Raw genomic sequence first — 23,604 nt, 5'->3', positions numbered from 1 at the left:
GCGGGAATATGAATAGTAAACAATTAATTTTAGAAGCAATCGAAGCGCGTAAACAAGCGTACGTACCATATTCTAAATTTCAAGTAGGTGCAGCATTATTAACGAGCGATGGAAAAGTATATCGTGGATGTAATGTTGAGAATGCATCATATGGCTTATGTAATTGTGCTGAAAGAACAGCTTTATTTAAGGCGGTTTCTGAAGGGGATAAAGAATTTGTAGCCATTGCGGTTGTAGCAGATACAAAGCGTCCAGTACCTCCTTGTGGAGCATGTCGACAAGTTATGGTAGAATTATGTAAACAGGATACGAAAGTATACTTATCAAATTTACATGGTGACGTTCAAGAGACGACAGTCGGAGAATTGTTACCAGGAGCATTTTTAGCGGAGGATTTACATGAATAGAAAAGGTTATAAATCAGGTTTTGTCTCTATTATTGGCAGACCGAATGTTGGAAAATCTACATTTTTAAACCGTATTATCGGCCAGAAAATTGCTATTATGAGTGATAAGCCACAAACGACTCGTAATAAAATTCAAGGTGTATATACAGAAAATGATTCACAAGTTATTTTCATTGATACACCAGGAATACATAAACCTAAACATAAATTAGGCGACTTCATGGTAAAGATGGCTCAAACGACATTGAAAGAAGTTGATATTGTTCTGTTTATGGTCAATGCAGTTGAAGGATTTGGTCGTGGTGAGGAATTCATCATTGAGAAATTAAAAGAAACGAAACAACCAGTATTTTTAGTAATTAATAAAATTGACCAACTTCATCCAGAACAATTACTAGAGTTAATTGATCAATATCGTAAACTACATGAGTTTGCAGAGATTGTACCAATTTCTGCGTTAGACGGTAATAATGTGGATGCTTTAATTGGAACAATTAAAAAGTATTTACCAGAAGGACCACAATACTATCCAGATAATCAAGTAACGGATCATCCGGAGAGATTTATTATTGCGGAGCTTATTCGTGAGAAAGTACTACATTTAACACGTGAAGAAGTGCCGCATTCTGTGGCTGTTGTTATCGATGCGATTCAAAAGCGTGAGGGCGGCGCAGTTTATATAAATGCAACGATTGTTGTTGAACGTGCATCGCAAAAAGGAATCATCATCGGAAAACAAGGGAAAATGTTAAAAGAAGTTGGTAAGCGAGCTCGTTTTGATATTGAAGCGCTACTTGGTTCTAAAGTATTTTTAGAAGTATGGGTAAAAGTGCAAAAAGATTGGCGTAACAAGCTGTCACAGCTTCGAGACCTTGGTTTCCGTGAAGACGAGTATTAAAATATAGTAAAGCTGTAATCAGTGGATGGTTTGTTCATCCGCTGATTATTGGTTTTTATGAACTTTGATAAATTAGGAAAAATTTTTCTCACATGAAAATGGACAAAATGGGTCAATTTAATAACAACAAAGGAAATTGGTTTATAGGCTACGCTTATTGAGAAAGGTGGATTCTTATGCTAGATTTTACCTGGAAGTTTTTCTCCAAAACAGGAAGCATTGAAACGTACTTGCTTTTGAAAGAAATGGAAAAAGACGTAAACGATGAGATGGATCAACATGAAGAGGAGCTAGCACATCTAGACTCTCCAATTTCTTGACCCGTTTTGTTCAAACCTTGGATGGTGACGAACATGTTTCAAAAAGTTGAGGGCATCGTTATCCGTACGACAGATTACGGAGAAACGAACAAGATTGTTACAATATTCTCAAGAGAACTTGGTAAGATAAGTGCAATGGCAAGAGGGGCAAAAAAACCGAAAAGCCGGTTAGCATCTGTGTCGCAATTAATGACACATGGCCATTTTCTTATTCAAATGGGATCAGGGCTTGGAACATTGCAACAAGGCGAGATTATTTCAACTATGAAAGAAATTCGCGAGGATATATTTTTAACTGCTTATGCATCATTTATTGTTGAGTTAACTGATAAAGCAACAGAAGATAAAAAACATAATCCGTATTTATTTGAAATGTTATATCAAACGTTGCATTATATGTGTGAGGGTGTTGATTCAGAAGTATTATCATTAATTTATCAAACGAAAATGCTTCCGGTATTAGGGATGCGCCCGTACTTTGATACATGTGCGATTTGTCATCAAGAAACAGACTTTGTCGCCTTCTCCGTCAGGGAAGGCGGTTTTCTGTGCTCACGTCATGCAGAGCAAGACCCATATCGTATACCGGTAGGAGAAGCTGTTCATAAATTATTACGTCTTTTCTTCCATTTCGATTTACATAGGCTCGGAAATGTATCGGTAAAGGATAGCACAAAAAAACAAATGCGTTTAGTATTGAATACATATTATGATGAATATTGCGGAATTTATTTGAAATCAAGACGTTTCTTAGAACAACTTGATAAGTTTCAAATATAATTTTGGGCCGTATACGGTCCTTTTTACATACTTTCTTTTTCGAATAGCATATTTAGTATATAATATTTAAGAGATAGTATAACTTTTTTCGTTGTGCATTAAAGGTGGTGATTATCATAGAGCTGAATAAACGGCAAGAACATATCATTCAGATTGTAAAAGATCACGGTCCTATTACAGGGGAATCAATTGCAGCGCAATTGGGTCTAACACGTGCGACGCTAAGACCAGACTTAGCAATTTTAACGATGGCTGGTTATTTAGAAGCACGTCCACGTGTAGGTTATTTTTATACGGGTAAAACTGGGGGACAGCTATTATCTGAAGCTGTTAAGAAAATTAAAGTACAAGATTATCAATCTAGACCGGTTGTAATTGATAAAAATGTTTCCGTATACGATGCAATTTGTACGATGTTTTTAGAGGACGTTGGTACATTGTTCGTTGTAGATCAGATGACTCTATTAGTTGGGGTTGTGTCTCGTAAAGATTTATTAAGAGCGAGCTTAGGAAAGCAGGATTTAACCTCTCTTCCGGTTAATATTATCATGACAAGGATGCCAAACATTGCGATGTGTCGTAGAGAGGATTCTTTATATGATATTGCGATGGAATTAATAGAAAGACAGATTGATGCAATGCCAGTTGTAAAAGATACGAAACAAGGTTTAGAAGTGATTGGGCGAATTACAAAAACAAATATTACACGTGCGTTTGTAAATTTAGTAAATAACGAATAAGTGTAATTTGTTTAAAGTGAGGTAATGTAATGGATAATAAAATCGTATATGTCGTATCTGACTCTGTAGGGGAAACGGCTGATTTGGTTGTTCGAGCAGCAATGGGGCAATTCCCGTTTGCTCCTGATATTAGACGTGTACCGTATGTAGAAGATACAGGGACATTAAAAGAAGTGATTTCGATTGCTAAGAGTAATCAAGCACTTATATGTTTTACGTTAGTTAAGCCTGATATGCGCCAGTATTTAGTGACGGAGGCTGCAAGAGAAGGGGTAGAGGCATACGATATTATCGGCCCTCTTATTGATCAAATTGAAGAAATTACGGGGCAAGTGCCGAGGTATGAGCCGGGTGTTGTCCGTAGGTTAGATGAAGAATACTTTAAAAAAATTGAAGCGATTGAGTTTGCTGTGAAGTATGATGACGGCAGAGATGCAAGAGGTATTTTAAAAGCAGATATCGTGTTGATTGGTGTTTCGCGTACATCAAAAACACCACTTTCTCAATATTTAGCTCATAACAAACGCTTGAAAGTTGCGAATGTACCACTCGTACCAGAAGTTGACCCACCTGAAGAACTATATCAAGTGGCAAAAGAAAAATGTTTCGGTTTGAAAATTACGCCAGATAAGTTAAATCATATTCGAAAAGAACGATTAAAATCACTTGGATTAAGTGATGGAGCAACGTATGCAAATATTAATCGTATTCAAGAAGAAATTGATCACTTTGAGGAAGTAATTAGTAAAATAAATTGCCAAGTAATCGATGTATCCAATAAAGCGATTGAAGAAACAGCAAATATTATTGTGAATGCAGTGCAAAACCAAAAAATGTTTTAGCACATTTACCAAAGGTGAATGTGCTTTTTTCGCTCTGGTGAAATATGATATCTATGGATTTTGTAATAGATTGTAGTGTAATGGTTATACTTATACTCCTTTGTCTTTTAGTATATTCAAGGTGTGAGTTTGTCATCCTGAAATGTAAGATGAAAAAATAAAGGGATATGTAGCGTAGTTGAAGAAAATATATTATAATAAAAAATTGTGATAAAAACCTATATTTTACGTTTAGACTTTAATTTTTCAGAATAAACTAGGGATAGGATTTACGAAAAAGACATGTAATTACGTTAAATCGACAAAATCTATACAAGAAAACGCACATTATGGAAGGATTCACAGAAGGGATGTAGAATACAGAAATATGCAAAACATCAACAACATATTAGTTGGTATAGATGCATGTCCCGTGAAGAATGAAATTGTGCAAGTTGGAGCGGAATTTCATGTCGGAATTTTGTTTGTCGCATCATATGCTCATCCTTTAAGGAAATAGCAAGGCAATTGGATCTTTGTAGATACTGAACAAAATGGAGTTGATTGTTATATGGATCAACATGAAAAAGCTACAGATCTCAAGATCAAACAGTATATGTGACTTGCTACTCTTCTTGTAAAAAGGTGTATATGTATTGTTTCTAAGAGGTACATTTGTAACAGATGAGCAAATGTATACAATTTTATATAGCAGGTATGTATCTGCGATTTATGCAGATAAAGGACCTATAGGAAAGGTTCAAAACCGTTTATACAATGTAATCGGCAACACTTTCTAACAAGTTTAGAAAAATATTGTCGAATTATAAAGGAATTTTTTAATTTATATCGAATACAAAATACGACACGGAGATGGAGTTATGGGGAACAGAATTCCCGAAGAAGTTGTTGAACAGATTCGGACATCATCCGATATTGTAGAAGTAATTGGTGAATACGTTCAACTTAGAAAACAGGGGCGTAACTATTTCGGCCTTTGTCCATTTCATGGTGAGAATTCTCCTTCATTCTCTGTTTCATCTGATAAGCAAATTTTTCATTGCTTCGGATGTGGAGAAGGCGGAAATGTATTTTCATTTCTAATGAAAATGGAAGGACTGGCTTTTACCGAGGCTGTTCAAAAGCTAGGCGAAAGAAATGGAATTGCGGTTGCAGAGTACACATCAGGGCAAGGACAACAAGAAGACATATCTGATGACACTGTCATCATGCAACAAGCTCATGAATTATTGAAAAAGTATTATCATCATTTATTAGTAAATACGGAAGAGGGAAATGAAGCACTTTCATATTTATTAAACCGTGGTATTACGAAAGAGATGATTGAGAAGTTTGAAATTGGTTATGCATCACCTGCTTGGGATGCAGCGACGAAAATTTTACAAAAAAGAGGTTTATCGCTGTCTAGTATGGAACAAGCTGGCCTTCTAATAAGAAGTGAGAAGGATGGTAGTCATTACGATCGCTTCCGTGGAAGAGTTATGTTCCCGATCTATACGTTACAAGGTAAGGTGATAGCGTTTAGTGGAAGGGCGTTAGGAGATGACACTCCAAAATATTTAAATAGCCCGGAAACGCCAATTTTTCACAAAAGTAAATTGTTGTATAACTTCCACCAAGCAAGACCGTTTATTAGAAAGCGTGGGCAAGTGGTTCTTTTTGAAGGATATGCCGATGTACTAGCTGCGGTAAAAAGTGGCGTGGAAGAAGCCGTTGCGACAATGGGAACGGCTTTAACTGAAGAACAAGCAAAACTTCTGCGACGTAACGTTGAAACTGTTGTTCTTTGCTATGATGGTGATAAAGCAGGGCGAGAAGCGACGATGAAAGCAGGGCAATTATTGCTAAAAGTTGGTTGCCAAGTGAAAGTCACATCCTTGCCAGATAAGCTTGATCCTGATGAATATGTGCAACAATATGGGACTACCGCTTTTGAAAATCTTGTGAAATCAAGTGTGAGTTTTGTTGGTTTTAAAATAAATTATTTGCGTTTAGGGAAAAATTTGCAAGATGAGTCTGGCAAAGAAGAATATGTGAAAAGTGTTTTAAAAGAGTTATCGTTGTTACAAGATGCGATGCAGGCAGAGTCATATTTGAAGTCATTATCGCAAGAATTTTCGTATTCAATGGAAACACTTTTGAATCAATTGCACCAATATCGCAAAGAACAAAAGGTACAGCAAAAACAAATAAAGCAGGTTGCTAAACCGTCTCAAGTCGTTCAAACAAAACCGAAGTTAACAGGTTTTGAAAGAGCGGAAAGAGAAATTATTTACCATATGTTGCAAAGTGCAGAAGTAGCTGTTCGTATGGAATCCCATATAGAAGATTTTCATACAGAAGAACATAAAGGGATTTTATATGAACTATACGCATATTATGAAAAGGGAAATGAACCTTCAGTCGGAACATTTTTAAGTTGGCTCTCTGATGAAAAGTTGAAAAATATTATCACTGATATTTCGACGGATGAATTTATTAATCCAGAATACACAGAAGAAGTGTTGCAAGGCCATTTGGAGACGCTTAGACGCCATCAGGAAAAACTTGAAAAGATGGAGATCATCTTTAAAGTGAAACAAATGGAAAAAACAGATCCTGTAGAGGCTGCTAAATATTATGTAGCATATTTACAAAATCAAAAAGCGAGAAAATAGCTTTTTTGATAAAGTTTTAGTATAATGAATGTTTGTATCTCGCGTAAGGAGGGGAACAGATGGCTGACAAACCAGCTCGTTCTAAACAAATTGAAACTGAAATGACCCTTGAGCAAGTGAAAGAGCAACTCACTGAGCTCGGAAAAAAACGTGGCGTTCTTACATATGAAGAGATTGCAGAACGCATGAATGGATTTGAAATTGAATCCGATCAAATGGATGAATACTATGAATATTTAGGTGAACAAGGCATTGACTTAGTTGGTGATAATGACAACGAAGAAGGCCCTAATAATCGCCAAATTACAAAAACAGAAGAAGAGTTTGACCTCAATGATTTAAGTGTACCACCTGGGGTTAAAATCAACGATCCTGTTCGTATGTATTTAAAAGAAATTGGTCGTGTAGACTTACTATCTGCAGAAGAAGAAATTCGACTTGCAACGCGTATTGAAGAAGGCGATGAAGAAGCGAAACGTCGTCTTGCAGAAGCAAACTTACGTCTTGTAGTAAGTATTGCAAAGCGCTACGTAGGCCGTGGTATGCTTTTCTTAGACTTAATTCAAGAAGGTAATATGGGTCTAATTAAAGCTGTTGAAAAGTTCGATTATCGTAAAGGTTTCAAATTTAGTACGTATGCAACTTGGTGGATTCGCCAAGCTATTACACGTGCCATTGCAGACCAAGCGCGAACAATTCGTATTCCAGTTCATATGGTTGAAACGATTAATAAGTTAATTCGTGTACAACGTCAATTATTACAAGATTTAGGTCGCGAACCGTCTCCTGAAGAGATTGGTGAAGAAATGGATCTTGCTCCAGAAAAAGTACGTGAAATCTTAAAAATTGCACAGGAGCCAGTTTCTCTTGAAACACCAATTGGTGAAGAAGATGACTCCCATTTAGGTGACTTTATTGAAGACCAAGAAGCAACATCGCCTGCGGACCATGCAGCCTATGAATTGCTAAAAGAACAATTAGAAGATGTGTTAGATACACTAACAGATCGTGAAGAAAATGTTCTGCGTCTTCGTTTCGGTTTAGATGATGGACGAACTCGTACGCTTGAAGAAGTTGGGAAAGTATTCGGCGTAACGAGAGAGCGTATCCGTCAAATTGAAGCAAAAGCACTTCGCAAATTAAGACATCCAAGTCGTAGTAAGCGTCTTAAGGATTTCTTAGAATAGGTTATTTTTTAAGTTTACTTCACCTTTGTGAAGTAAACTTTTTTATTTTGTTAATTTTTGTTAAAATTTAGCTATCGGCAACGATTACAATTTCTTGTAATTTATTTTACAGAATTGTCTTTTGATTTGCAAATGCTCATTTTTCGATTTTTCGATTAATTTTGTTTATTCTACACAAAAATATATGTAGAAAAGCGAAAAATATGATGAGAAACGTTAATAATTATCGAAATAATAAGCTATATGACAATAAAAAACAATAAACTGAATTTATGGAATATTTTTAACAAGCAGTAGTTTACTCTTTTCTGATAGAGCGTTTTCAAGTACAATGGAAATGACTGAATCATCTAACTATTTAGGGGTATAGAGGGGGGGAGAAGAGATATGAAACGTAATCCGCTGATTCCGTTCGCTCTTATTGCAGCATTAGGTATTATCGTTATGTTTGTATTTTCATTTCAGGGGCTAAATAAATCTAAAGAGTTAGCTGATGCAAAAAATGGCGGGAAGCCAGCACAAACAGCATCAAAACCAGAGGATATTGTGAAGCAAAGCTGTACGAGCTGCCACGGTGATCAGTTACAAGGGGCGGTAGGACCTAACTTACAAAAAATTGGTGGGAAACTTTCAAAGGATGAAATTAAAGAAATTCTTTCGAAAGGAAAGGGCAATATGCCTGCCAATATAGTTCCAGCTGATCAAGCCACTAAAGTAGCTGATTGGTTATCGAAGAAAAAATAAAGTCCCGTATGACAAGCCTTTTGCTTATGCAAAGGGCTTGTTTTTCTATATTTTCTAAAATACGATGAATGATATAGAAGTGAATTGTTGTTATGGGCTTGCAACAACTACTATAAATTCATTATCATGGAGACAGACTGACAAGAGAAGGAGTAATGGAAATACATGAATGAAGTAAAGCTTTCAAAACGATTAGAAGAAGTTGTGCGTGAAATACCAGTAGGATCTACAGTTGCTGATATTGGATCGGATCATGCGTATTTACCGTGTTATACAATTATAAATAATATTGCTACAAAAGCAGTTGCAGGAGAAGTTGTAGATGGACCATTTCGTTCTGCACAAGCAACTGTAGCTGAAAGTGGCTTACAAGATAAAGTAGATGTACGTAAAGGGAATGGATTAGCTGTTATCGCGCCAGGAGAAGTAGATGTTATTACGGTTGCTGGAATGGGCGGAGCGTTAATTCGTGACATTTTAGAAAGTGGTAAAGAAAAATTAGAAGGTGTAACACGTTTAATTTTACAGCCGAATATTGCAGCACATCATATTCGTGAATGGTTTGTTGAAAATGGTTGGGAGCTTATCCATGAAAAAATCGTAAAAGAAGATGGGAAAATTTACGAGATTTTAGTAGGAGAGCGAGGAAATGTCGAAGCACCTTACTCGGAAAATAAACAAGCGGGATTGTTTATGGGGCCATTTCTAATAAAAGAGAAAAATGAAGCTTTTGGTGAGAAATGGGAAGGGGAATTGAAAAACTTCCAAAATATTTTAAAACAGTTAGAACGTGCGGCTAATTCTGAAGAAACAAAAGCGAAACGTGCAGAAGTAGAAGCGAAAATGAAAATGATAGGGGAGATTTTATCATGAGTAAAATTCCAAACGGCCATGAAATTATTTCTTTATTTGAAAGTATGTATCCGAAGCATTTGGCGATGGAAGGAGATAAAATTGGTCTGCAGATTGGAGCGCTTAATAAATCTGTACAACACGTATTGATTGCGTTAGATGTAACGAAGGAAGTTGTGGAGGAAGCGATTCAATTAGGAGCGAATGTCATTATCGCGCATCATCCTTTAATTTTTAATCCGTTAAAAGCGATTCATACAGATAAAGCGTACGGAAGAATTATTGAAACGTGTATTAAAAATGATATTGCCATTTATGCAGCGCATACAAATGTGGATGTTGCCAAGGGCGGAGTAAATGATTTACTTGCTGAGGCGTTAGGGTTGCAAAATACAGAAGTTCTAGCACCAACATATGCGGAAGAAATGAAAAAAGTTGTTGTGTTTGTGCCAGTAACTCATGCAGAAGAAGTACGAAAAGCATTAGGAGACGCAGGTGCTGGTCATATCGGCAATTATAGCCACTGTACGTTTAGTAGCGAGGGTACAGGTACGTTTGTACCTCAAGAGGGGACAAATCCTTATGTAGGGGAAACTGGACAGTTAGAGCGCGTAGAAGAAGTGCGAATCGAAACGATTATTCCAGTTTCACTACAACGAAAAGTGATTAAAGCGATGGTAACGGCACATCCATATGAAGAAGTAGCGTATGATGTGTATCCACTTGATAACAAAGGCGAAACATTAGGGCTTGGGAAAATAGGATACTTAAAAGAAGAAATGACACTTGGACAGTTTGCAGAACATGTAAAGCAATCATTAGATGTAAAGGGTGCACGAGTTGTTGGGAAATTAGATGATAAAGTGCGCAAAGTAGCTGTACTTGGTGGTGATGGTAACAAATACATCAATCAAGCTAAATTTAAAGGAGCGGATGTATATGTAACAGGTGACATGTATTATCATGTTGCTCATGATGCGATGATGCTCGGTTTAAATATAGTTGACCCAGGACATAACGTTGAAAAAGTAATGAAGCAAGGTGTGCGAAAGCAATTACAAGAAAAAGTGGATGCAAAGAAACTCAATGTACACATTCATGCTTCGCAATTACATACAGATCCATTTACATTTGTATAAGAAAAATAAAAACCGTTGCTCATATAGGCAACGGTTTTTATTATTGTTCTTTTTTCACTTTTACACGAGGTAATATTTTTTGTAACGGTACTTTTCGAACTCTCTCCCATGTAGCGGGATTCATTGGGTCATATTGATCTAAGAAAGCGATAACTTCTTTTGTAATTGGAGTTGGAGTAGAAGCGCCTGCTGTAACAGCTACGTTTTCTACACCTTGTAGCCACTCTAATTGGATTTCGCTTACATCAGCAACTCGATATGCTTTTGTACCTGCGATTTCTTGTGATACTTGTGCTAAGCGATTTGAATTGTTACTTTTCGGATCACCAACAACAATTGTTAAGTCTGCAACATCAGCTTGTTTAGCGACAGCTTCTTGGCGAACTTGGGTTGCTAAACAAATTTCTTTATGGAATTCTGCTGTTGGGAATTTTTTTTGAATGTCCTCCATCAAATGTTGAACATCCCATTGACTCATTGTTGTTTGATTCGTTACTAAAATTTTATCTGTTGGGATTTCTAATGTTTTTAAATCATCGGCTCTTTCGATAAGGTGAACGATGTCAGGTGCAATACCGACTGCGCCTTCTGGCTCTGGATGATTTTTTTTACCGATATAAATGACATGATACCCTTCCGCTTTCTTAGCTTCGATAAGGTCATGCGTCTTGGTAACATCTGGACAAGTGGCATCGATTGTTGTTAAACCTTTTTCTTTTGCACGTTGTTTAACTTCTGGAGAAACACCGTGTGCAGTGAAAATAACAGTACCAGAATCAATTTTATCTAAAATTTCTAAGCGACTTGGACCGTCTAATGTGATGATTCCATCTTCTTCAAAAGCGTCTGTAACATGTTTATTGTGAACAATCATACCTAAAATATAAATGGGTCTCGGCAATGATTTATCTAATGCGGCGTTACGTGCAATTACCATTGCATCGACAACACCGTAGCAATAACCACGAGGGGAAATTTTAACAATTTTCATATGAGTAATCCTCTCCTTCTAAACAAGGGATACTTTTGTGCATAGTCTTTTACATTATAAAGGAGGAGTGGATAGAAAACAAAGGATTGTTACACATATAGTTTTGGTTTTGTTGCTGTTTGTTGAACTGGTTCTTTCGGTAACTCTTTTTCTATTACAGGTTCAATCACTATTTTCTTTCGTTTTCGTTTCTTTTTTTGAGGTGTAGGAGGCGGATTTTTTACCTCAACTGGCTCTGTTACATTTTCCGTTTGATTTTCTTCCGTACTTTTTCCAGAGGTGAGGATTTTAACAATGCTTGGTAGACTACGCATAATAGGACCGTACTGTTCGACGACAGGACCTACAGATTGAACGACTTGGGATACTTTTTCGATGTTATTTATCATATTAGTTGGATTCGAAATTAAATTCGAAAAAAAACTGCCGATGCCACTGCTTGCTGCAGCTGTAGTTGCTGCCCCGCCGCGCGTTTCATTTGATTCATACATTTGAGGCGGTATCATTTGCTCAGGATGTTGCTGCATGTATGGTTGATATTGTGGATGTTGCTGAGGATATTGTTGCTGGTATTGCTGCTGATATTGCTGCGGCGGTGGTTGCTGATGCATCATCGGTGGGCCTTCCATTTGTCGGTAAGGCGGAACCATTTGCATAAAAGGCTCGGTTGGATCGTGTTTTTTAAAAAGCTTAGCAAGAAAACCTTTCTTTTTTTGCGCCATTGGTGGTAGTTGTGGAATGGGATATGGTGTATAAGGTTGTTGTCCTTGATTCGGATACATTTGCCTTGTAGGGGATTTCGGAAACATGTGAGAAATCCTCCTTTCTTCAGTTAGGTATATACACATACAATATGCAATAAAAGGGAAGAAGGTTAGTTTTTGAAGTGAAAACCTAAACTAAAGATGGATTTTACTTGTAGATTTCGATATAATGTAGACTTGACTGATTTGTGCGCGCAGTAGAAATTTTAGAAAGAAGGTGTAACTTATGACACAAAAAACTTTTACACAGTATGATTTTAAACCATTTTTAATAGATGCAGTTCGTGAACTACGCTTTACAGAGCCGACAGGAATTCAGCAGAAAATTTTCCCGGTCGTGAAAAAAGGTGTAAGTGTAATTGGGCAATCCCAAACAGGTTCTGGGAAAACACATGCATACTTACTTCCTACATTAAACAGAATTAATGCAAGCCGTGAAGAAGTACAACTTGTTATTACAGCACCTACTCGTGAGTTAGCACAACAAATTTACGAAGAGATTGTGAAATTAACAAAATTCTGTGCGGAAGATCAAATGATTACAGCGCGTTGTTTAATTGGTGGAACTGATAAACAACGTTCAATTGAAAAGTTGAAAAAACAACCTCATATCGTAGTTGGGACACCAGGGCGTATTAAAGACTTAGTTGAAGAACAAGCATTATTTGTTCATAAAGCAAATACGATTATTGTCGATGAAGCAGACTTAATGCTTGATATGGGATTTATTCATGATGTAGATAAAATTGCAGCACGTATGCCTAAAAACTTGCAAATGCTAGTTTTCTCTGCAACAATTCCTCAAAAACTAAAACCGTTTCTGAAGAAATATATGGAGAATCCAGAGCATATTCATATCAATCCAAAACAAGTTGCAGCTGGAAACATTGAACACTATTTAGTGCCTTCTAAACATCGTAATAAAATTGATTTAGTGAATAAAATGCTACTTCAATTTAAACCGTATTTAGCAGTTGTTTTCACGAATACGAAAAAGATGGCGGATCAAGTTGCTGATGGATTAATGGAACGCGGCTTAAAAGTTGGACGAATTCACGGGGATTTATCACCACGTGATCGTAAAAAAATGATGAAACAAATTCGTGACCTTGAATTCCAATATATTGTTGCGACTGATTTAGCAGCACGTGGTATTGATATTGAAGGGATTAGCCATGTTATTAACTATGAGCTACCATCAGATTTAGATTTCTTCGTTCACCGCGTTGGAAGAACAGCACGTGCGGGGCATTCTGGTATTGCAGTGACGATTTATGATCCAGCAAACGAAGAAGCGTTAGATAGCTTAGAAAAACAACGTCATATCGAGTTTAAACATGTAGATTTACGTGGAGATGAGTGGGCGGATTTAGGTGAGCGTCGTCGTCGTAAGAGCCGTAAAAAACCAAATGACGAACTTGATGTTATGGCAACAAAAGTTATTAAAAAACCGAAAAAAGTAAAACCAAACTATAAACGTAAACTTGCAACAGAACGTGACAAAGTGAAGAGAAAATATAGCAATAAAAAAAGATAAGGGGTTTCCCTTATCTTTTTTTAATCCCGCTAATTTAAATGAAGAGTATAGTCTGTTTAAATAGTCAAATAAATTTGTGTAGTGCGTCTTTTGTGAACAAACAATTCACTACATATTTCTACAAATTATGCTATCATTATATCTATTGTATATTGAAGAGGTGATTGTATGTTAAAGATTGGATCTCATGTTTCCATGAGTGGTAAGAAAATGTTATTAGCAGCAAGTGAAGAGGCTGTTTCATATGGTGCAACGACGTTTATGATTTATACAGGTGCACCGCAAAATACACGAAGAAAACCAATTGAAGAATTGAACATAGAAGCAGGAAGAAAACATATGGAGCTGAATGGAATTGAGGAGATTATCGTCCATGCACCGTATATTATTAATGTTGGGAATACGACAAAGCCAGAAACATTCCAATTAGGTGTAGACTTCCTTCGTATGGAAATTGAAAGAACATCGGCATTAGGTGTAGCGAAACAAATTGTTCTTCACCCAGGAGCGCACGTTGGTGCTGGAGCAGATGCTGGTATTCAACAAATTATTAAAGGGCTTAATGAAGTATTAACGCCAGAACAGACGGTTAACATTGCATTAGAGACGATGGCAGGAAAAGGAACAGAATGCGGTCGTAGCTTTGAAGAAATTGCAAAGATTATTGATGGTGTAAAATATAATGAAAAGCTATCTGTATGCTTTGATACGTGCCATACGCACGATGCAGGATATGATATTGTAAATGACTTTGACGGCGTGTTAAACGAATTTGATAAGATCGTTGGTATAGATCGTTTACAAGTACTTCATATTAACGATAGTAAAAATGTACGCGGAGCAGGAAAAGACCGTCATGAAAATATTGGATTTGGTCACATTGGGTATAAAGCATTGCATCACATTGTACATCATCCACAGTTAATGCATGTACCAAAAATTCTTGAAACACCGTATGTAGGGGAAGATAAAAAAGATAAGAAACCACCATACAAATTGGAAATCGAAATGCTGAAAAACGGTAATTTTGATGAAGGGATTCTTGAAAAAATTAAAGCACAATAAGGAGGGGAAATCCCCTCCTTATTTTAGTAGTTGCTGAAATAATGTATTTACTTGTTGGGCAGTGGCAGGGGAAGTTACTCTTGCGATCTGTTTTAAGAGCTCTAGTCGCTCGTTGTTATCGTAAATATTAATATTTTTACCTTTCATAAGTAAAACGATTTGGTCAGCTTGTGCAGTCGTAATAGAAACTTCATATTCTTTGCTATATTTTAATAACTCTTTTGTAGAAATATGATTTAATTTTTTATTAACAATTTGTTTTATGAGGTTCATCTTGTTATCCTCCTTCACGCGTTCTTCTATCGAAATATATGAGCATATAGCTTGTACATATTCGTATGGAGTTTCTTTTTTCATGAGGAAAAGAAGCGTATGTTATAATATAAGGACAAAACTACAGAAAAAGAGTAAAGGGAGGACCTATGGAGCAAAAGCAACATCGAAAAGAAAGTGTTATTCATCTCATTTATCGTTTAGTTATGATTATTTTTGGAGCAGCATGCGCGGCGGTAGCGATTGAACTATTTTTAATGCCAAATAAAATTATTGATGGTGGAATTATTGGTATTTCTCTTATATTAGATTATCTTACTCCTAACATTTGGTGGTTAAGTTTTTCTACTTTAGTCGTTGTTCTCAATATCCCATTTATGTATTCGGGTTATAAGCAAATTGGAAAAACATTTATGTTATCTTCGACATTTGGTATTGTAGCGTTAGCTTTCATTGAGTCAACGTTACATGCGGTGCCACCATTTACAACAGAACCTATTTTAGCGACAGTGTTTGGTGGGCTTATTTTAGGTCTTGGTGTAGGACTTGTAATTCGTCATGGTGGGTCGTTAGATGGAACTGAAATTATGGGGATTTTATTAACGAAGAAATTACCGTTCTCTGTTGGTGAATTCGTAATGTTTGTGAACTTATTTATTTTTGCATGGGCAGCATTTGTGTTTGGTGTGGAACAAGCGATGTATTCTGTTATGACCTACTATATTGCATTTAAAACGATCGATACAGTAATTCAAGGGCTAGATGAAACGAAGGCGGTTTTAATTGTATCTGATCAATACGAGGAAGTATCAAACGCGATTTTGCATCGTCTTGGCCGTGGAACTACAAAGCTGGTAGCAAAAGGTGGTTACACGGATAAAGAAAAAGAAGTTATTTATGCAGTTGTAACGCGTCTAGAAGTGACGAAGTTAAAATCAATTGTGCATGAAATTGATGAAAATGCGTTTGTGACGATTATGAACACGCAAGAGACAAATGGTGGTAAGTTTAAATCGGCTATTCACTAAAAATTTATAGGAATATTTTTCGAAAGCAGAGAATTTTTCTCTGCTTTTTGTTATAATAGTAAGGTTTCTTGAAAAAATAGATATATTTTAGGCAGATTGGTTTACAACTATAATAAGCTGTACTATAATTCAAATAGATATAAATCGGAATCATTCTGAATTAAAATAGGTGAGATGCTATGAATAATATATTAGAGATTGAAGGTTTAACATTCCGATACGAAGATCGGAATGTGTTAGAAAATATTAATTTGCAAGTTCCGAAGGGAGCTTTTTTAGGTTTAGTGGGACCGAATGGTTCAGGTAAATCAACTTTACTTAAGTGTTTATTAGGCGTTTTAAAGCCAAAAGAAGGAAGCATTCGCGTGTTTGGCGTTGATAGTAAGAAGTTTAAGGAATGGAACAAAGTTGGTTATGTATCCCAAAAGGCAAATAGTTTCAATTCTGGTTTTCCAGCAACTGTTTCTGAAGTTGTGTCAATGGGACTTGTTTCGAAAAAAGGGCTTTTTCGCTTTTTCACAAAAGAAGATAAGAAAAAGGTAGAAAAAGCAATTGCTGATGTAGGGATGAGTGAGTTTCAAGGTCGTAACATTGGAGAGCTTTCTGGTGGACAGCAACAGCGTGTATTTATTGCTCGTGCGCTCGTTAGTGATCCTGAATTGCTTATTTTAGACGAGCCTACTGTTGGAATTGATGTAAAAAATGTGGAAAGTTTTTACGAAATATTAGAGGATTTAAACAAAAGGTTGGGAATCACATTAATTCTTGTTACTCATGATATGGGAGCTGTTACCGAAAAAGTAACACATGTTGCATGCCTAAACCAACATCTACATTTCCATGGAAATGTAGAGAAGTTCCGAGAGTTAGAAGATGCAGAAATGTCCGTCTTATATGGACATCATGTTCATCGTTTAGAACACGAACATGAGCATCACGGGAGGATATAATGATACAAGATTTTTTACAATATGACTTTTTACGTAATTCTTTATACGCAGGTATTTTAATTGGACTTGTTGCACCGCTAATTGGTGTGTTTGTTGTTATTCGTCGTTTATCTCTTATTGCGGATGCATTAAGTCACGTGACGTTATCAGGTATTGCAGCAAGTTTATTACTTGAAAAAACCATTTTTACAGGTGGATTTTTAAACCCCTTATATATGGGGATGATTTTTTCAATTGGTGGAGCGCTACTAATCGAAAAGTTAAGAACTGTATATAAGCACTATCAAGAATTAGCAATTCCGATTATCCTTTCGGCAGGGATGGGAGTTGGAGTTATTTTCATTTCACTTGCAAATGGATTTAACACAGACTTATTTAGTTATTTATTTGGTAGTGTTAGTGCTGTAATAAGTACGGATTTAATTATTATTGGGATTGTAGCAATTGTTGTTGTTGCGACAATTATTTTATTATATAAAGAGCTGTTTCTACTATCATTTGATGAGGAATACGCAGTATCAACTGGTTTAAGAGCGAAATGGATTCACTTTATTTTCATTATATTAGTTGCTCTTGTCATTGCAGTATCAATGCGTGTAGTAGGGGTTCTTCTCGTATCATCATTAATGACGTTGCCAGTTGCAGCGAGTATTCGTATTGCTAAAGGATTTAAACAAACAATTTTCTTTTCCATTTTATTTGGTGAAATTGCAGTTATTGGTGGAATGTTTGCTTCGTATCAACTTGATTTAGCGCCAGGTGGTACAATTGTTATGATAGCAGTTCTTATTTTAATCGGTGCGATTTTATGGAAGAAGAAAAAAACTGCATAAAGTAGGGATAGGTATGAATCTAACGGAAGCTTTACGCCTAATGAAAGAAAAAGGATACAAACATACTGGAAAAAGAGAAGAGATGCTCAGATTATTTGCAGCACATAATCGTTATTTAACTGCGAAAGACGTTTTAGAGCATATGAAAGACGACTATCCAGGGCTTAGTTTTGATACGATTTATCGTAACTTAACAGTTTTTGCTGAGATTGGTGTTTTAGAACAAACGGAATTAAATGGTGAAAAACATTTTCGTTTTACTTGTTCTATTATGGAACATCATCATCATTTTATTTGTTTGGATTGTGGGGGGACGAAAGAGATTACTTCCTGCCCAATGGATTTTATGAATAAAGATTTTACTGGTTATGAAGTAACGGGTCATAAGTTTGAAATATATGGTCGTTGTCCAAAATGTGCAAAGTAAAAGCTCGTCGGTTATATAACTGACGAGCTTTTTTACGTAGAAAAGAAGGTTGCTCACAAATATTGTGGCAACCTTCTTTTTATTGTTCTTGTGTCTCTTTTTCTTTTTCTCGTTCAGCAGCCATTTCAGCAGCAATTACGTCGATTTCTTTTTTCAGTTCTTCTACCATTGTTTCTTCTGGTACTTTACGAACGACTTGCCCTTTACGGAATAATAATCCCTCTCCACGTGCACCAGCAATACCGATATCAGCTTCACGAGCTTCACCAGGGCCATTTACAGCGCAACCAAGTACTGCAACTTTAATTGGTACTTGAAGTGTAGAGATGTATTCTTCCACTTCGTTAGCGATGCTAATTAAATCGATTTCAATACGACCACAAGTTGGACAAGAGATAAGTGTCGCTGCGTTAGACGCAAGACCGAATGATTTTAATAATTCACGAGCAACTTTTACTTCTTCAACTGGATCAGCACTTAATGAAATACGTAGTGTATTTCCGATGCCTTTACTTAAGATTGCTCCAAGACCAGCGGCACTTTTTACAGTTCCAGCAAACAATGTTCCAGATTCTGTAATACCTAAATGTAATGGGTAATCAAAAGCGCGAGCAGCTTTCTCGTATGCTTCGATTGCTAAGTTAACATCAGAGGCTTTCATAGATACGATAATATCGTGGAAATCTAAGTCCTCTAAAATTTTAATATGATGTAGCGCGCTCTCAACCATACCATCTGCAGTTGGGTACCCGTACTTTTCTAAAATGTGACGCTCTAATGAACCGGCGTTTACACCAATACGGATTGGAATACCGCGCTCTTTTGCTGCATTTACAACAGCTTCTACTTTATGGCGACGACCAATATTACCTGGATTGATACGTACTTTATCAATGCCACCTTCAATTGCTTTTAAAGCAAGGCGATAATCAAAATGAATATCAGCAACAAGTGGAATGTTGATTTGTTTTTTTATATCAGCAATAGCATCTGCTGCGCGTTCATCTGGAACGGCAACGCGGACGACTTGACAGCCGGCTTCTTCTAAACGCTTGATTTCAGCAACTGTTGCTTCAACATCATGTGTTTTTGTTGTTGTCATACTTTGTATAATTAATTCATTATTACCGCCGATTGTTAAATTACCGACTTTAACTGGACGTGTTTTTGTACGATGAGTCATTTCATTCACGAATAGATCGCTCTCCTTATAAAAGAAGTTTCTTATTTAGTCCCTCATATCAATGATAGTATACGTGATATAGGGCTATAGAAACCGAAGTGCTCGGTTTCACTTTTACTATTGTATCAGCGCCTTTATGTAATTGACAAGGATTAAGTGATAGCTTATTGATATAACGGGAATTTATAAGACTTTCCAATTTGGATTTTTGTAGCAGATGTACTTTTGTTTAATAGTTTAAAGTCGTCAATGACTTTTTCTATGGAAGGAATTTTTTTCTTGTTAATTTGTTCTGTAATAGAAAGAACTGTCTCACCAGTTTTTACTTCAATTGTTTTATAAGATGTATCCGTTTCTTTTTCTGTTTTATTCTCTTTATTTTGTTGGCTGTCTGCGTTCTCTTTTTTAATCGTTTGGGCAGAGGTTGTTTTTTTATATGAACTTAACATCGGTAAAGTACCGATTTTTATATCGTAATAAAATACATAACCGAGAACAAGCACGAATAGGAATATACCTAACCTCTTCATATTCTTCACTCCTTTGCTAGGAATATATGCTTGTCCAAAAAAAAAATGCCTATTTAGGCATTTTTTTATTTTTCTTTCGGTTGGGGTACCTCTTTAATCGTTAAGTATAGAACGATTAAAACAACAGCGATATAAATGAATGTTGCCCCAGGTACGACGATTTTGAATAAATCCATAATCATGAAGAAAATGGTTGGGATTGTGTAGCTGTATGCAGTTAGTGTCCAAACTTGTTTATAGGATAGTTTACGTTGACCGCTCATAGCAGAACCGATGAACGCAAGTAAGGTCACGCCTACAAAAGTGATGAATAATTGGAATAGGTACACTAAGAATCCGATAACGAATAATAAAATTGGATAAATATTATCGAATAAAGAAATAAATTCTTGTAGATCTTTTTTCTCAAGAGATGCACCTAACAAATCGTTATAAGAATACGTTTGTGTTTGACCATTTCCCATAGAGACTACTTTATCTTTTAAAACAAATAAACCTGTTTTATTTTGATATTTTTCTAGGTCTGTTGAATTTGGATCAAATACGAAAAGTGCATTTCCTTCTTCTTTTTCAATGGGTTGATCAATATCGGCTTTTAGTTCGCCATTTTCAATCTTAAAGTCAGGTAAATCTTTATCGATGACTTGATTTACCATGCCTACACCATCTTGGATAAAACTACCGTACAAAAAAGTTCTTGGAATAGTAGTAATTAAGCAAAGTAGCATAATATACAAAATGGTTTTACCGATTTTTTGAAAACGGAATAGCGCCATATCTTTAGGCGAGTATATGCTTTTTACGAATTGGGTAAATATGGACATAGATTCACTTCCTTTATGTATGTATAAAATCATTGTAACGTAGGAATCTAGAGAATCTCAAGATATATTATATTTACATATAGTGGAGATAACTAAATTTCTTTTTATTAACTTTCTTCTTTTAAATAAGAAAAATACAATTGACACTTTTCTTTTCTATATGGTAAATTTATCTTACCTTTCTTAAAGGGCATATCCGATAGGAATTCCTTTATTTGATATGTTGTTACATACATAATTATGGACCCTTAGCTCAGCTGGTTAGAGCAGACGGCTCATAACCGTCCGGTCGTAGGTTCGAGTCCTACAGGGTCCATATCCATTTCGCATGTTTATTATGTTAGCAGGAAGCTTCCTTGTAGAAGGAAGCTTTTTTTACGGAATATATGAGCATTTTAATTGAAAAGAAGTGGGAATTTTGCTACTTTAATGATAGCAAGACAATGTGATTTATTTGTTTGCACCCTATGGCAATTAGGGTAGAATGAAGTTGTATGTCACTAAGTGGCAATACATAAACTGGGAGGAATATAACAATGGCAAAACACGAATTACCAAATTTACCTTATGCGTATGATGCTTTAGAGCCTCACTTTGACAAAGAAACAATGAACATCCATCATACAAAACATCACAATACGTATATTACAAACTTAAACGCTGCTTTAGAAGGTCATGCAGAATTAGCTGACAAAAGCGTAGAAGAATTAGTTGCAAACTTAAACGAAGTACCAGAAGCGATCCGTACAGCAGTACGTAACAATGGTGGCGGACACGCTAACCATACATTCTTCTGGACAATCTTATCTCCAAACGGCGGAGGACAACCTGTAGGTGAACTTGCAACTGCAATTGAAGCGAAATTCGGTAGCTTCGATGCATTCAAAGAAGAATTCGCAAAAGCTGGCGCAACTCGCTTCGGTTCTGGTTGGGCTTGGTTAGTAGTAAACAATGGTGAGTTAGAAGTAACAAGCACTCCAAACCAAGATTCTCCTTTAACTGAAGGTAAAACTCCAGTTATCGGTTTAGATGTTTGGGAGCACGCTTACTACTTAAACTACCAAAACCGTCGTCCAGACTACATCGGCGCATTTTGGAACGTTGTAGATTGGAACGCTGCTGAAAAACGTTACCAAGAAGCAAAATAATCGTAATAAATATAGAAAAAGCTAGGGGAGAGCCCCTAGCTTTTTTCTATGCTTTCCTTTTACATAATTGGGCTTGTCTTTGGAAGACTAGAACATGAAGTAAAGGAGAGTTGTGTATGAAGTGGAAACATATAATTGGTGACGTTGAAGTGAATCGGGATTTAGTGTTATTGCTCCTTATAGGAGGTTTATACACGCTCGCAATTTCTTTATCGAATACGTTTGTAAATATTTATTTATGGAAGCAAACACAAAATTATGTGAATCTTGGCTTGTATAATTTGGCCAGCGTTGTATTACAGCCTCTCACATTTCTTGTAGGGGGGAAATTAGCGAAACGTATCGATCGCTCGATTTTATTACGAATAGGAGTAGGAACGCTCGCAATTTTTTTTATCGTTGTTTTAGTGGCTGGAAAAAGTGCTTCTCAGTATATTTTATTAATGGGGGCTCTTTTAGGAGTAGGATACGGTTTTTACTGGTTGGCTTTTAACTTATTGACATTTGAAATTACAGAACCAGAAACAAGAGATTTCTTTAATGGATTTCTTGGACTTCTTACATCTTTCTCTGGGATGATTGGACCAATAGCAGCAGGATACACAATTTCACGCATGGAGAAATGGAGTGGTTATACTGTTATATTCTTTCTTTCATTAGTTTTATTTGCAATTGCTGTCGTCTTAAGTTTCTTTTTATCTAAAAGAGAATGTGAAGGGCGTTATGAAATTGTGCAAGTATTGAAAGAACGAAGAGTTGATAAAAATTGGGGAAAGATTACACGAGCTCATTTTGTCCAAGGATTGAGAGAAGGAACGTTTATTTTTGTCATTTCAGTATATGTGTATTTAGCAACTAATAGTGAGTTCGCATTAGGGAAATATAGTTTAGTGAACTCTGCTGTATCCTTTGTATGTTATTACTTGGTCGCTCGCATGTTAAAGAAAGAGTGGCGAAAAAAAGCAATTTTACTTGGGGGCATTATTTTATATGCTGTCGTCTTTTTAGTTATTTTCAATGTTACATACACGAAATTACTTATTTATGCGGCATGTATTGCGGTTGCATATCCTATTTTACTTGTTCCATACGGGTCAATGACATATGACGTAATTGGTAGAGCTAAAAATGCGAGAGAATGGCGTGTGGAATATGTCGTTGTCCGGGAGTTATGGTTAAATGCCGGAAGAATCTGTTCCATTTTAAGTTTTTTATGTGCTGTACTATTCTTTCCACCTGAAAAAAGTTTACCTTACTTATTATGTATTTTAGGTGCTGGACATTTTCTTATTTATTTTGCAGTTAAAAATGTCAAATATGATGGGGAAAATGCAGATAAAACAAGTGTTGTAACGCAAGGAACTACGCAGAATCAAACTGAACCAGAAGGTTAACTTCTCGTTTGTTTTATGCTAGAATAGAAAAAGATGTAAAACAGCAGTGAGGACACCTGTATGAAGGTGTCCCTTTCACATTACATAGCTG

26 protein-coding genes and 1 tRNA gene are annotated in these 23,604 nt (G+C 36.1%); 21 read left to right on the top strand and 6 right to left on the bottom strand.

All coding sequences use genetic code 11. The annotated features are described in order from the left end of the window. The first annotated feature begins 8 nt into the window (after positions 1-8). The 12 genes from NZ044_RS21180 (at position 9) to NZ044_RS21125 (ending at position 10,566) form a co-directional block, all read left to right on the top strand. Positions 9-407: a cytidine deaminase gene (locus NZ044_RS21180; RefSeq protein ID WP_001086287.1), complete on the top strand. Its 399-nt coding sequence runs from the start codon at positions 9-11 to the stop codon at positions 405-407. Beyond that, positions 400-1,305 carry a GTPase Era gene (gene era, locus NZ044_RS21175; RefSeq protein ID WP_001080236.1) on the top strand — a complete coding sequence of 302 codons (906 nt, stop codon included), beginning with the start codon at positions 400-402 and terminating at the stop codon, positions 1,303-1,305. Before NZ044_RS21180 ends, era begins: the two co-directional genes overlap by 8 nt. A 176-nt stretch (positions 1,306-1,481) precedes the next feature. Continuing rightward, complete coding sequence (locus tag NZ044_RS21170; RefSeq protein ID WP_000883924.1) at positions 1,482-1,625, top strand: YqzL family protein; 144 nt, start codon at positions 1,482-1,484, stop codon at positions 1,623-1,625. 33 nt (positions 1,626-1,658) lie between these two features. After that, positions 1,659-2,405, top strand: a complete 747-nt coding sequence (gene recO / locus NZ044_RS21165) for a DNA repair protein RecO (RefSeq protein ID WP_000487007.1) — start codon at positions 1,659-1,661, stop codon at positions 2,403-2,405. A gap of 107 nt (positions 2,406-2,512) precedes the next feature. Further along, positions 2,513-3,145, top strand: coding sequence for a helix-turn-helix transcriptional regulator (locus tag NZ044_RS21160; protein WP_000583756.1), 633 nt, complete (start codon positions 2,513-2,515; stop codon positions 3,143-3,145). Positions 3,146-3,174: 29 nt separating this feature from the next. Continuing rightward, on the top strand, positions 3,175-3,987 hold the full coding sequence (locus NZ044_RS21155) for a pyruvate, water dikinase regulatory protein (protein ID WP_000368949.1): 813 nt from the start codon (positions 3,175-3,177) through the stop codon (positions 3,985-3,987). A 635-nt stretch (positions 3,988-4,622) separates the two neighbouring features. Then, positions 4,623-4,766 carry a hypothetical protein gene (locus NZ044_RS21150; protein WP_000479749.1) on the top strand — a complete coding sequence of 48 codons (144 nt, stop codon included), beginning with the start codon at positions 4,623-4,625 and terminating at the stop codon, positions 4,764-4,766. Between the two features lie 81 nt (positions 4,767-4,847). Then, a complete protein-coding gene (dnaG, locus tag NZ044_RS21145; RefSeq protein ID WP_000528221.1) occupies positions 4,848-6,644 on the top strand; it encodes a DNA primase in 1,797 nt (598 codons plus the stop codon). Positions 6,645-6,703: 59 nt separating this feature from the next. Continuing rightward, entirely contained in the window at positions 6,704-7,831 is a 1,128-nt protein-coding gene (gene rpoD / locus NZ044_RS21140; RefSeq protein ID WP_000764066.1) for an RNA polymerase sigma factor RpoD, read from the top strand. A gap of 387 nt (positions 7,832-8,218) precedes the next feature. Beyond that, complete coding sequence (cccA, locus tag NZ044_RS21135; RefSeq protein WP_000828142.1) at positions 8,219-8,575, top strand: cytochrome c550; 357 nt, start codon at positions 8,219-8,221, stop codon at positions 8,573-8,575. A 165-nt stretch (positions 8,576-8,740) separates the two neighbouring features. Further along, on the top strand, positions 8,741-9,448 hold the full coding sequence (locus tag NZ044_RS21130; protein ID WP_001006546.1) for a tRNA (adenine(22)-N(1))-methyltransferase: 708 nt from the start codon (positions 8,741-8,743) through the stop codon (positions 9,446-9,448). Then, positions 9,445-10,566, top strand: coding sequence for a Nif3-like dinuclear metal center hexameric protein (locus NZ044_RS21125; protein ID WP_000036250.1), 1,122 nt, complete (start codon positions 9,445-9,447; stop codon positions 10,564-10,566). Before NZ044_RS21130 ends, NZ044_RS21125 begins: the two co-directional genes overlap by 4 nt. 40 nt (positions 10,567-10,606) lie before the next feature. On the opposite strand, the gene NZ044_RS21120 is transcribed toward NZ044_RS21125, so the two are convergent. Together NZ044_RS21120 and vrrA are read right to left on the bottom strand one after the other, a co-directional pair. After that, on the bottom strand, positions 10,607-11,557 hold the full coding sequence (locus NZ044_RS21120; protein ID WP_000706658.1) for a 4-hydroxy-3-methylbut-2-enyl diphosphate reductase: 951 nt from the start codon (positions 11,555-11,557) through the stop codon (positions 10,607-10,609). A gap of 89 nt (positions 11,558-11,646) precedes the next feature. Beyond that, positions 11,647-12,366, bottom strand: coding sequence for a VrrA/YqfQ family protein (gene vrrA, locus NZ044_RS21115; protein WP_074789178.1), 720 nt, complete (start codon positions 12,364-12,366; stop codon positions 11,647-11,649). A gap of 181 nt (positions 12,367-12,547) precedes the next feature. On the opposite strand from vrrA, the gene NZ044_RS21110 reads away from it, so the two are divergent. Further along, the gene (locus NZ044_RS21110) at positions 12,548-13,858 is read left to right on the top strand and encodes a DEAD/DEAH box helicase (RefSeq protein ID WP_000192443.1); all 1,311 of its coding nucleotides are present in this window, start codon (positions 12,548-12,550) and stop codon (positions 13,856-13,858) included. A gap of 168 nt (positions 13,859-14,026) precedes the next feature. Continuing rightward, the gene (locus tag NZ044_RS21105) at positions 14,027-14,923 is read left to right on the top strand and encodes a deoxyribonuclease IV (RefSeq protein ID WP_000912458.1); all 897 of its coding nucleotides are present in this window, start codon (positions 14,027-14,029) and stop codon (positions 14,921-14,923) included. An 18-nt stretch (positions 14,924-14,941) separates the two neighbouring features. Here the strand turns inward: NZ044_RS21105 and NZ044_RS21100 are convergent, their stop codons facing one another. Then, positions 14,942-15,196: a DUF2624 domain-containing protein gene (locus NZ044_RS21100; RefSeq protein WP_001048959.1), complete on the bottom strand. Its 255-nt coding sequence runs from the start codon at positions 15,194-15,196 to the stop codon at positions 14,942-14,944. Between the two features lie 149 nt (positions 15,197-15,345). On the opposite strand from NZ044_RS21100, the gene NZ044_RS21095 reads away from it, so the two are divergent. The 4 genes from NZ044_RS21095 to NZ044_RS21080 all read left to right on the top strand — a co-directional run bounded on the left by NZ044_RS21095 (position 15,346) and on the right by NZ044_RS21080 (position 18,434). Further along, a complete protein-coding gene (locus NZ044_RS21095) occupies positions 15,346-16,224 on the top strand; it encodes a YitT family protein (RefSeq protein WP_000435962.1) in 879 nt (292 codons plus the stop codon). A gap of 179 nt (positions 16,225-16,403) precedes the next feature. Further along, positions 16,404-17,174, top strand: coding sequence for a metal ABC transporter ATP-binding protein (locus tag NZ044_RS21090; protein ID WP_001059662.1), 771 nt, complete (start codon positions 16,404-16,406; stop codon positions 17,172-17,174). Then, positions 17,174-18,007 (top strand): metal ABC transporter permease, encoded by an 834-nt coding sequence (locus tag NZ044_RS21085; protein WP_118961579.1) that lies wholly within the window; start codon positions 17,174-17,176, stop codon positions 18,005-18,007. Before NZ044_RS21090 ends, NZ044_RS21085 begins: the two co-directional genes overlap by 1 nt. Before the next feature lie 13 nt (positions 18,008-18,020). Then, complete coding sequence (locus NZ044_RS21080) at positions 18,021-18,434, top strand: Fur family transcriptional regulator (protein ID WP_001054516.1); 414 nt, start codon at positions 18,021-18,023, stop codon at positions 18,432-18,434. A gap of 79 nt (positions 18,435-18,513) precedes the next feature. Here NZ044_RS21080 and ispG read toward each other — a convergent pair whose 3' ends face one another. From ispG to yqgB, 3 genes are all read right to left on the bottom strand, one after another. Next, the gene (gene ispG / locus NZ044_RS21075) at positions 18,514-19,617 is read right to left on the bottom strand and encodes a flavodoxin-dependent (E)-4-hydroxy-3-methylbut-2-enyl-diphosphate synthase (RefSeq protein ID WP_153578351.1); all 1,104 of its coding nucleotides are present in this window, start codon (positions 19,615-19,617) and stop codon (positions 18,514-18,516) included. A gap of 164 nt (positions 19,618-19,781) precedes the next feature. Continuing rightward, positions 19,782-20,147, bottom strand: a complete 366-nt coding sequence (gene yqfZ / locus NZ044_RS21070) for a protein YqfZ (RefSeq protein ID WP_000825421.1) — start codon at positions 20,145-20,147, stop codon at positions 19,782-19,784. A gap of 65 nt (positions 20,148-20,212) precedes the next feature. After that, complete coding sequence (yqgB, locus tag NZ044_RS21065; RefSeq protein WP_000021895.1) at positions 20,213-20,971, bottom strand: protein YqgB; 759 nt, start codon at positions 20,969-20,971, stop codon at positions 20,213-20,215. A 242-nt stretch (positions 20,972-21,213) separates the two neighbouring features. On the opposite strand from yqgB, the gene NZ044_RS21060 reads away from it, so the two are divergent. The 3 genes from NZ044_RS21060 (at position 21,214) to NZ044_RS21050 (ending at position 23,513) form a co-directional block, all read left to right on the top strand. Next, positions 21,214-21,287: transfer RNA gene (locus tag NZ044_RS21060), tRNA-Ile, on the top strand. A gap of 220 nt (positions 21,288-21,507) precedes the next feature. Beyond that, positions 21,508-22,119 carry a superoxide dismutase [Mn] gene (sodA, locus tag NZ044_RS21055; RefSeq protein WP_001052031.1) on the top strand — a complete coding sequence of 204 codons (612 nt, stop codon included), beginning with the start codon at positions 21,508-21,510 and terminating at the stop codon, positions 22,117-22,119. A gap of 116 nt (positions 22,120-22,235) precedes the next feature. After that, positions 22,236-23,513, top strand: a complete 1,278-nt coding sequence (locus NZ044_RS21050; protein ID WP_000871390.1) for an MFS transporter — start codon at positions 22,236-22,238, stop codon at positions 23,511-23,513. Positions 23,514-23,604: the final 91 nt, after the last annotated feature.

The sequence above is a fragment of the Bacillus sp. FSL K6-1338 genome, from assembly GCF_038006965.1.
In the GTDB taxonomy this organism is placed as follows: Bacteria; Bacillota; Bacilli; order Bacillales; family Bacillaceae_G; genus Bacillus_A; species Bacillus_A thuringiensis_S.
This window is presented reverse-complemented; position numbering and strand designations above follow the sequence as displayed.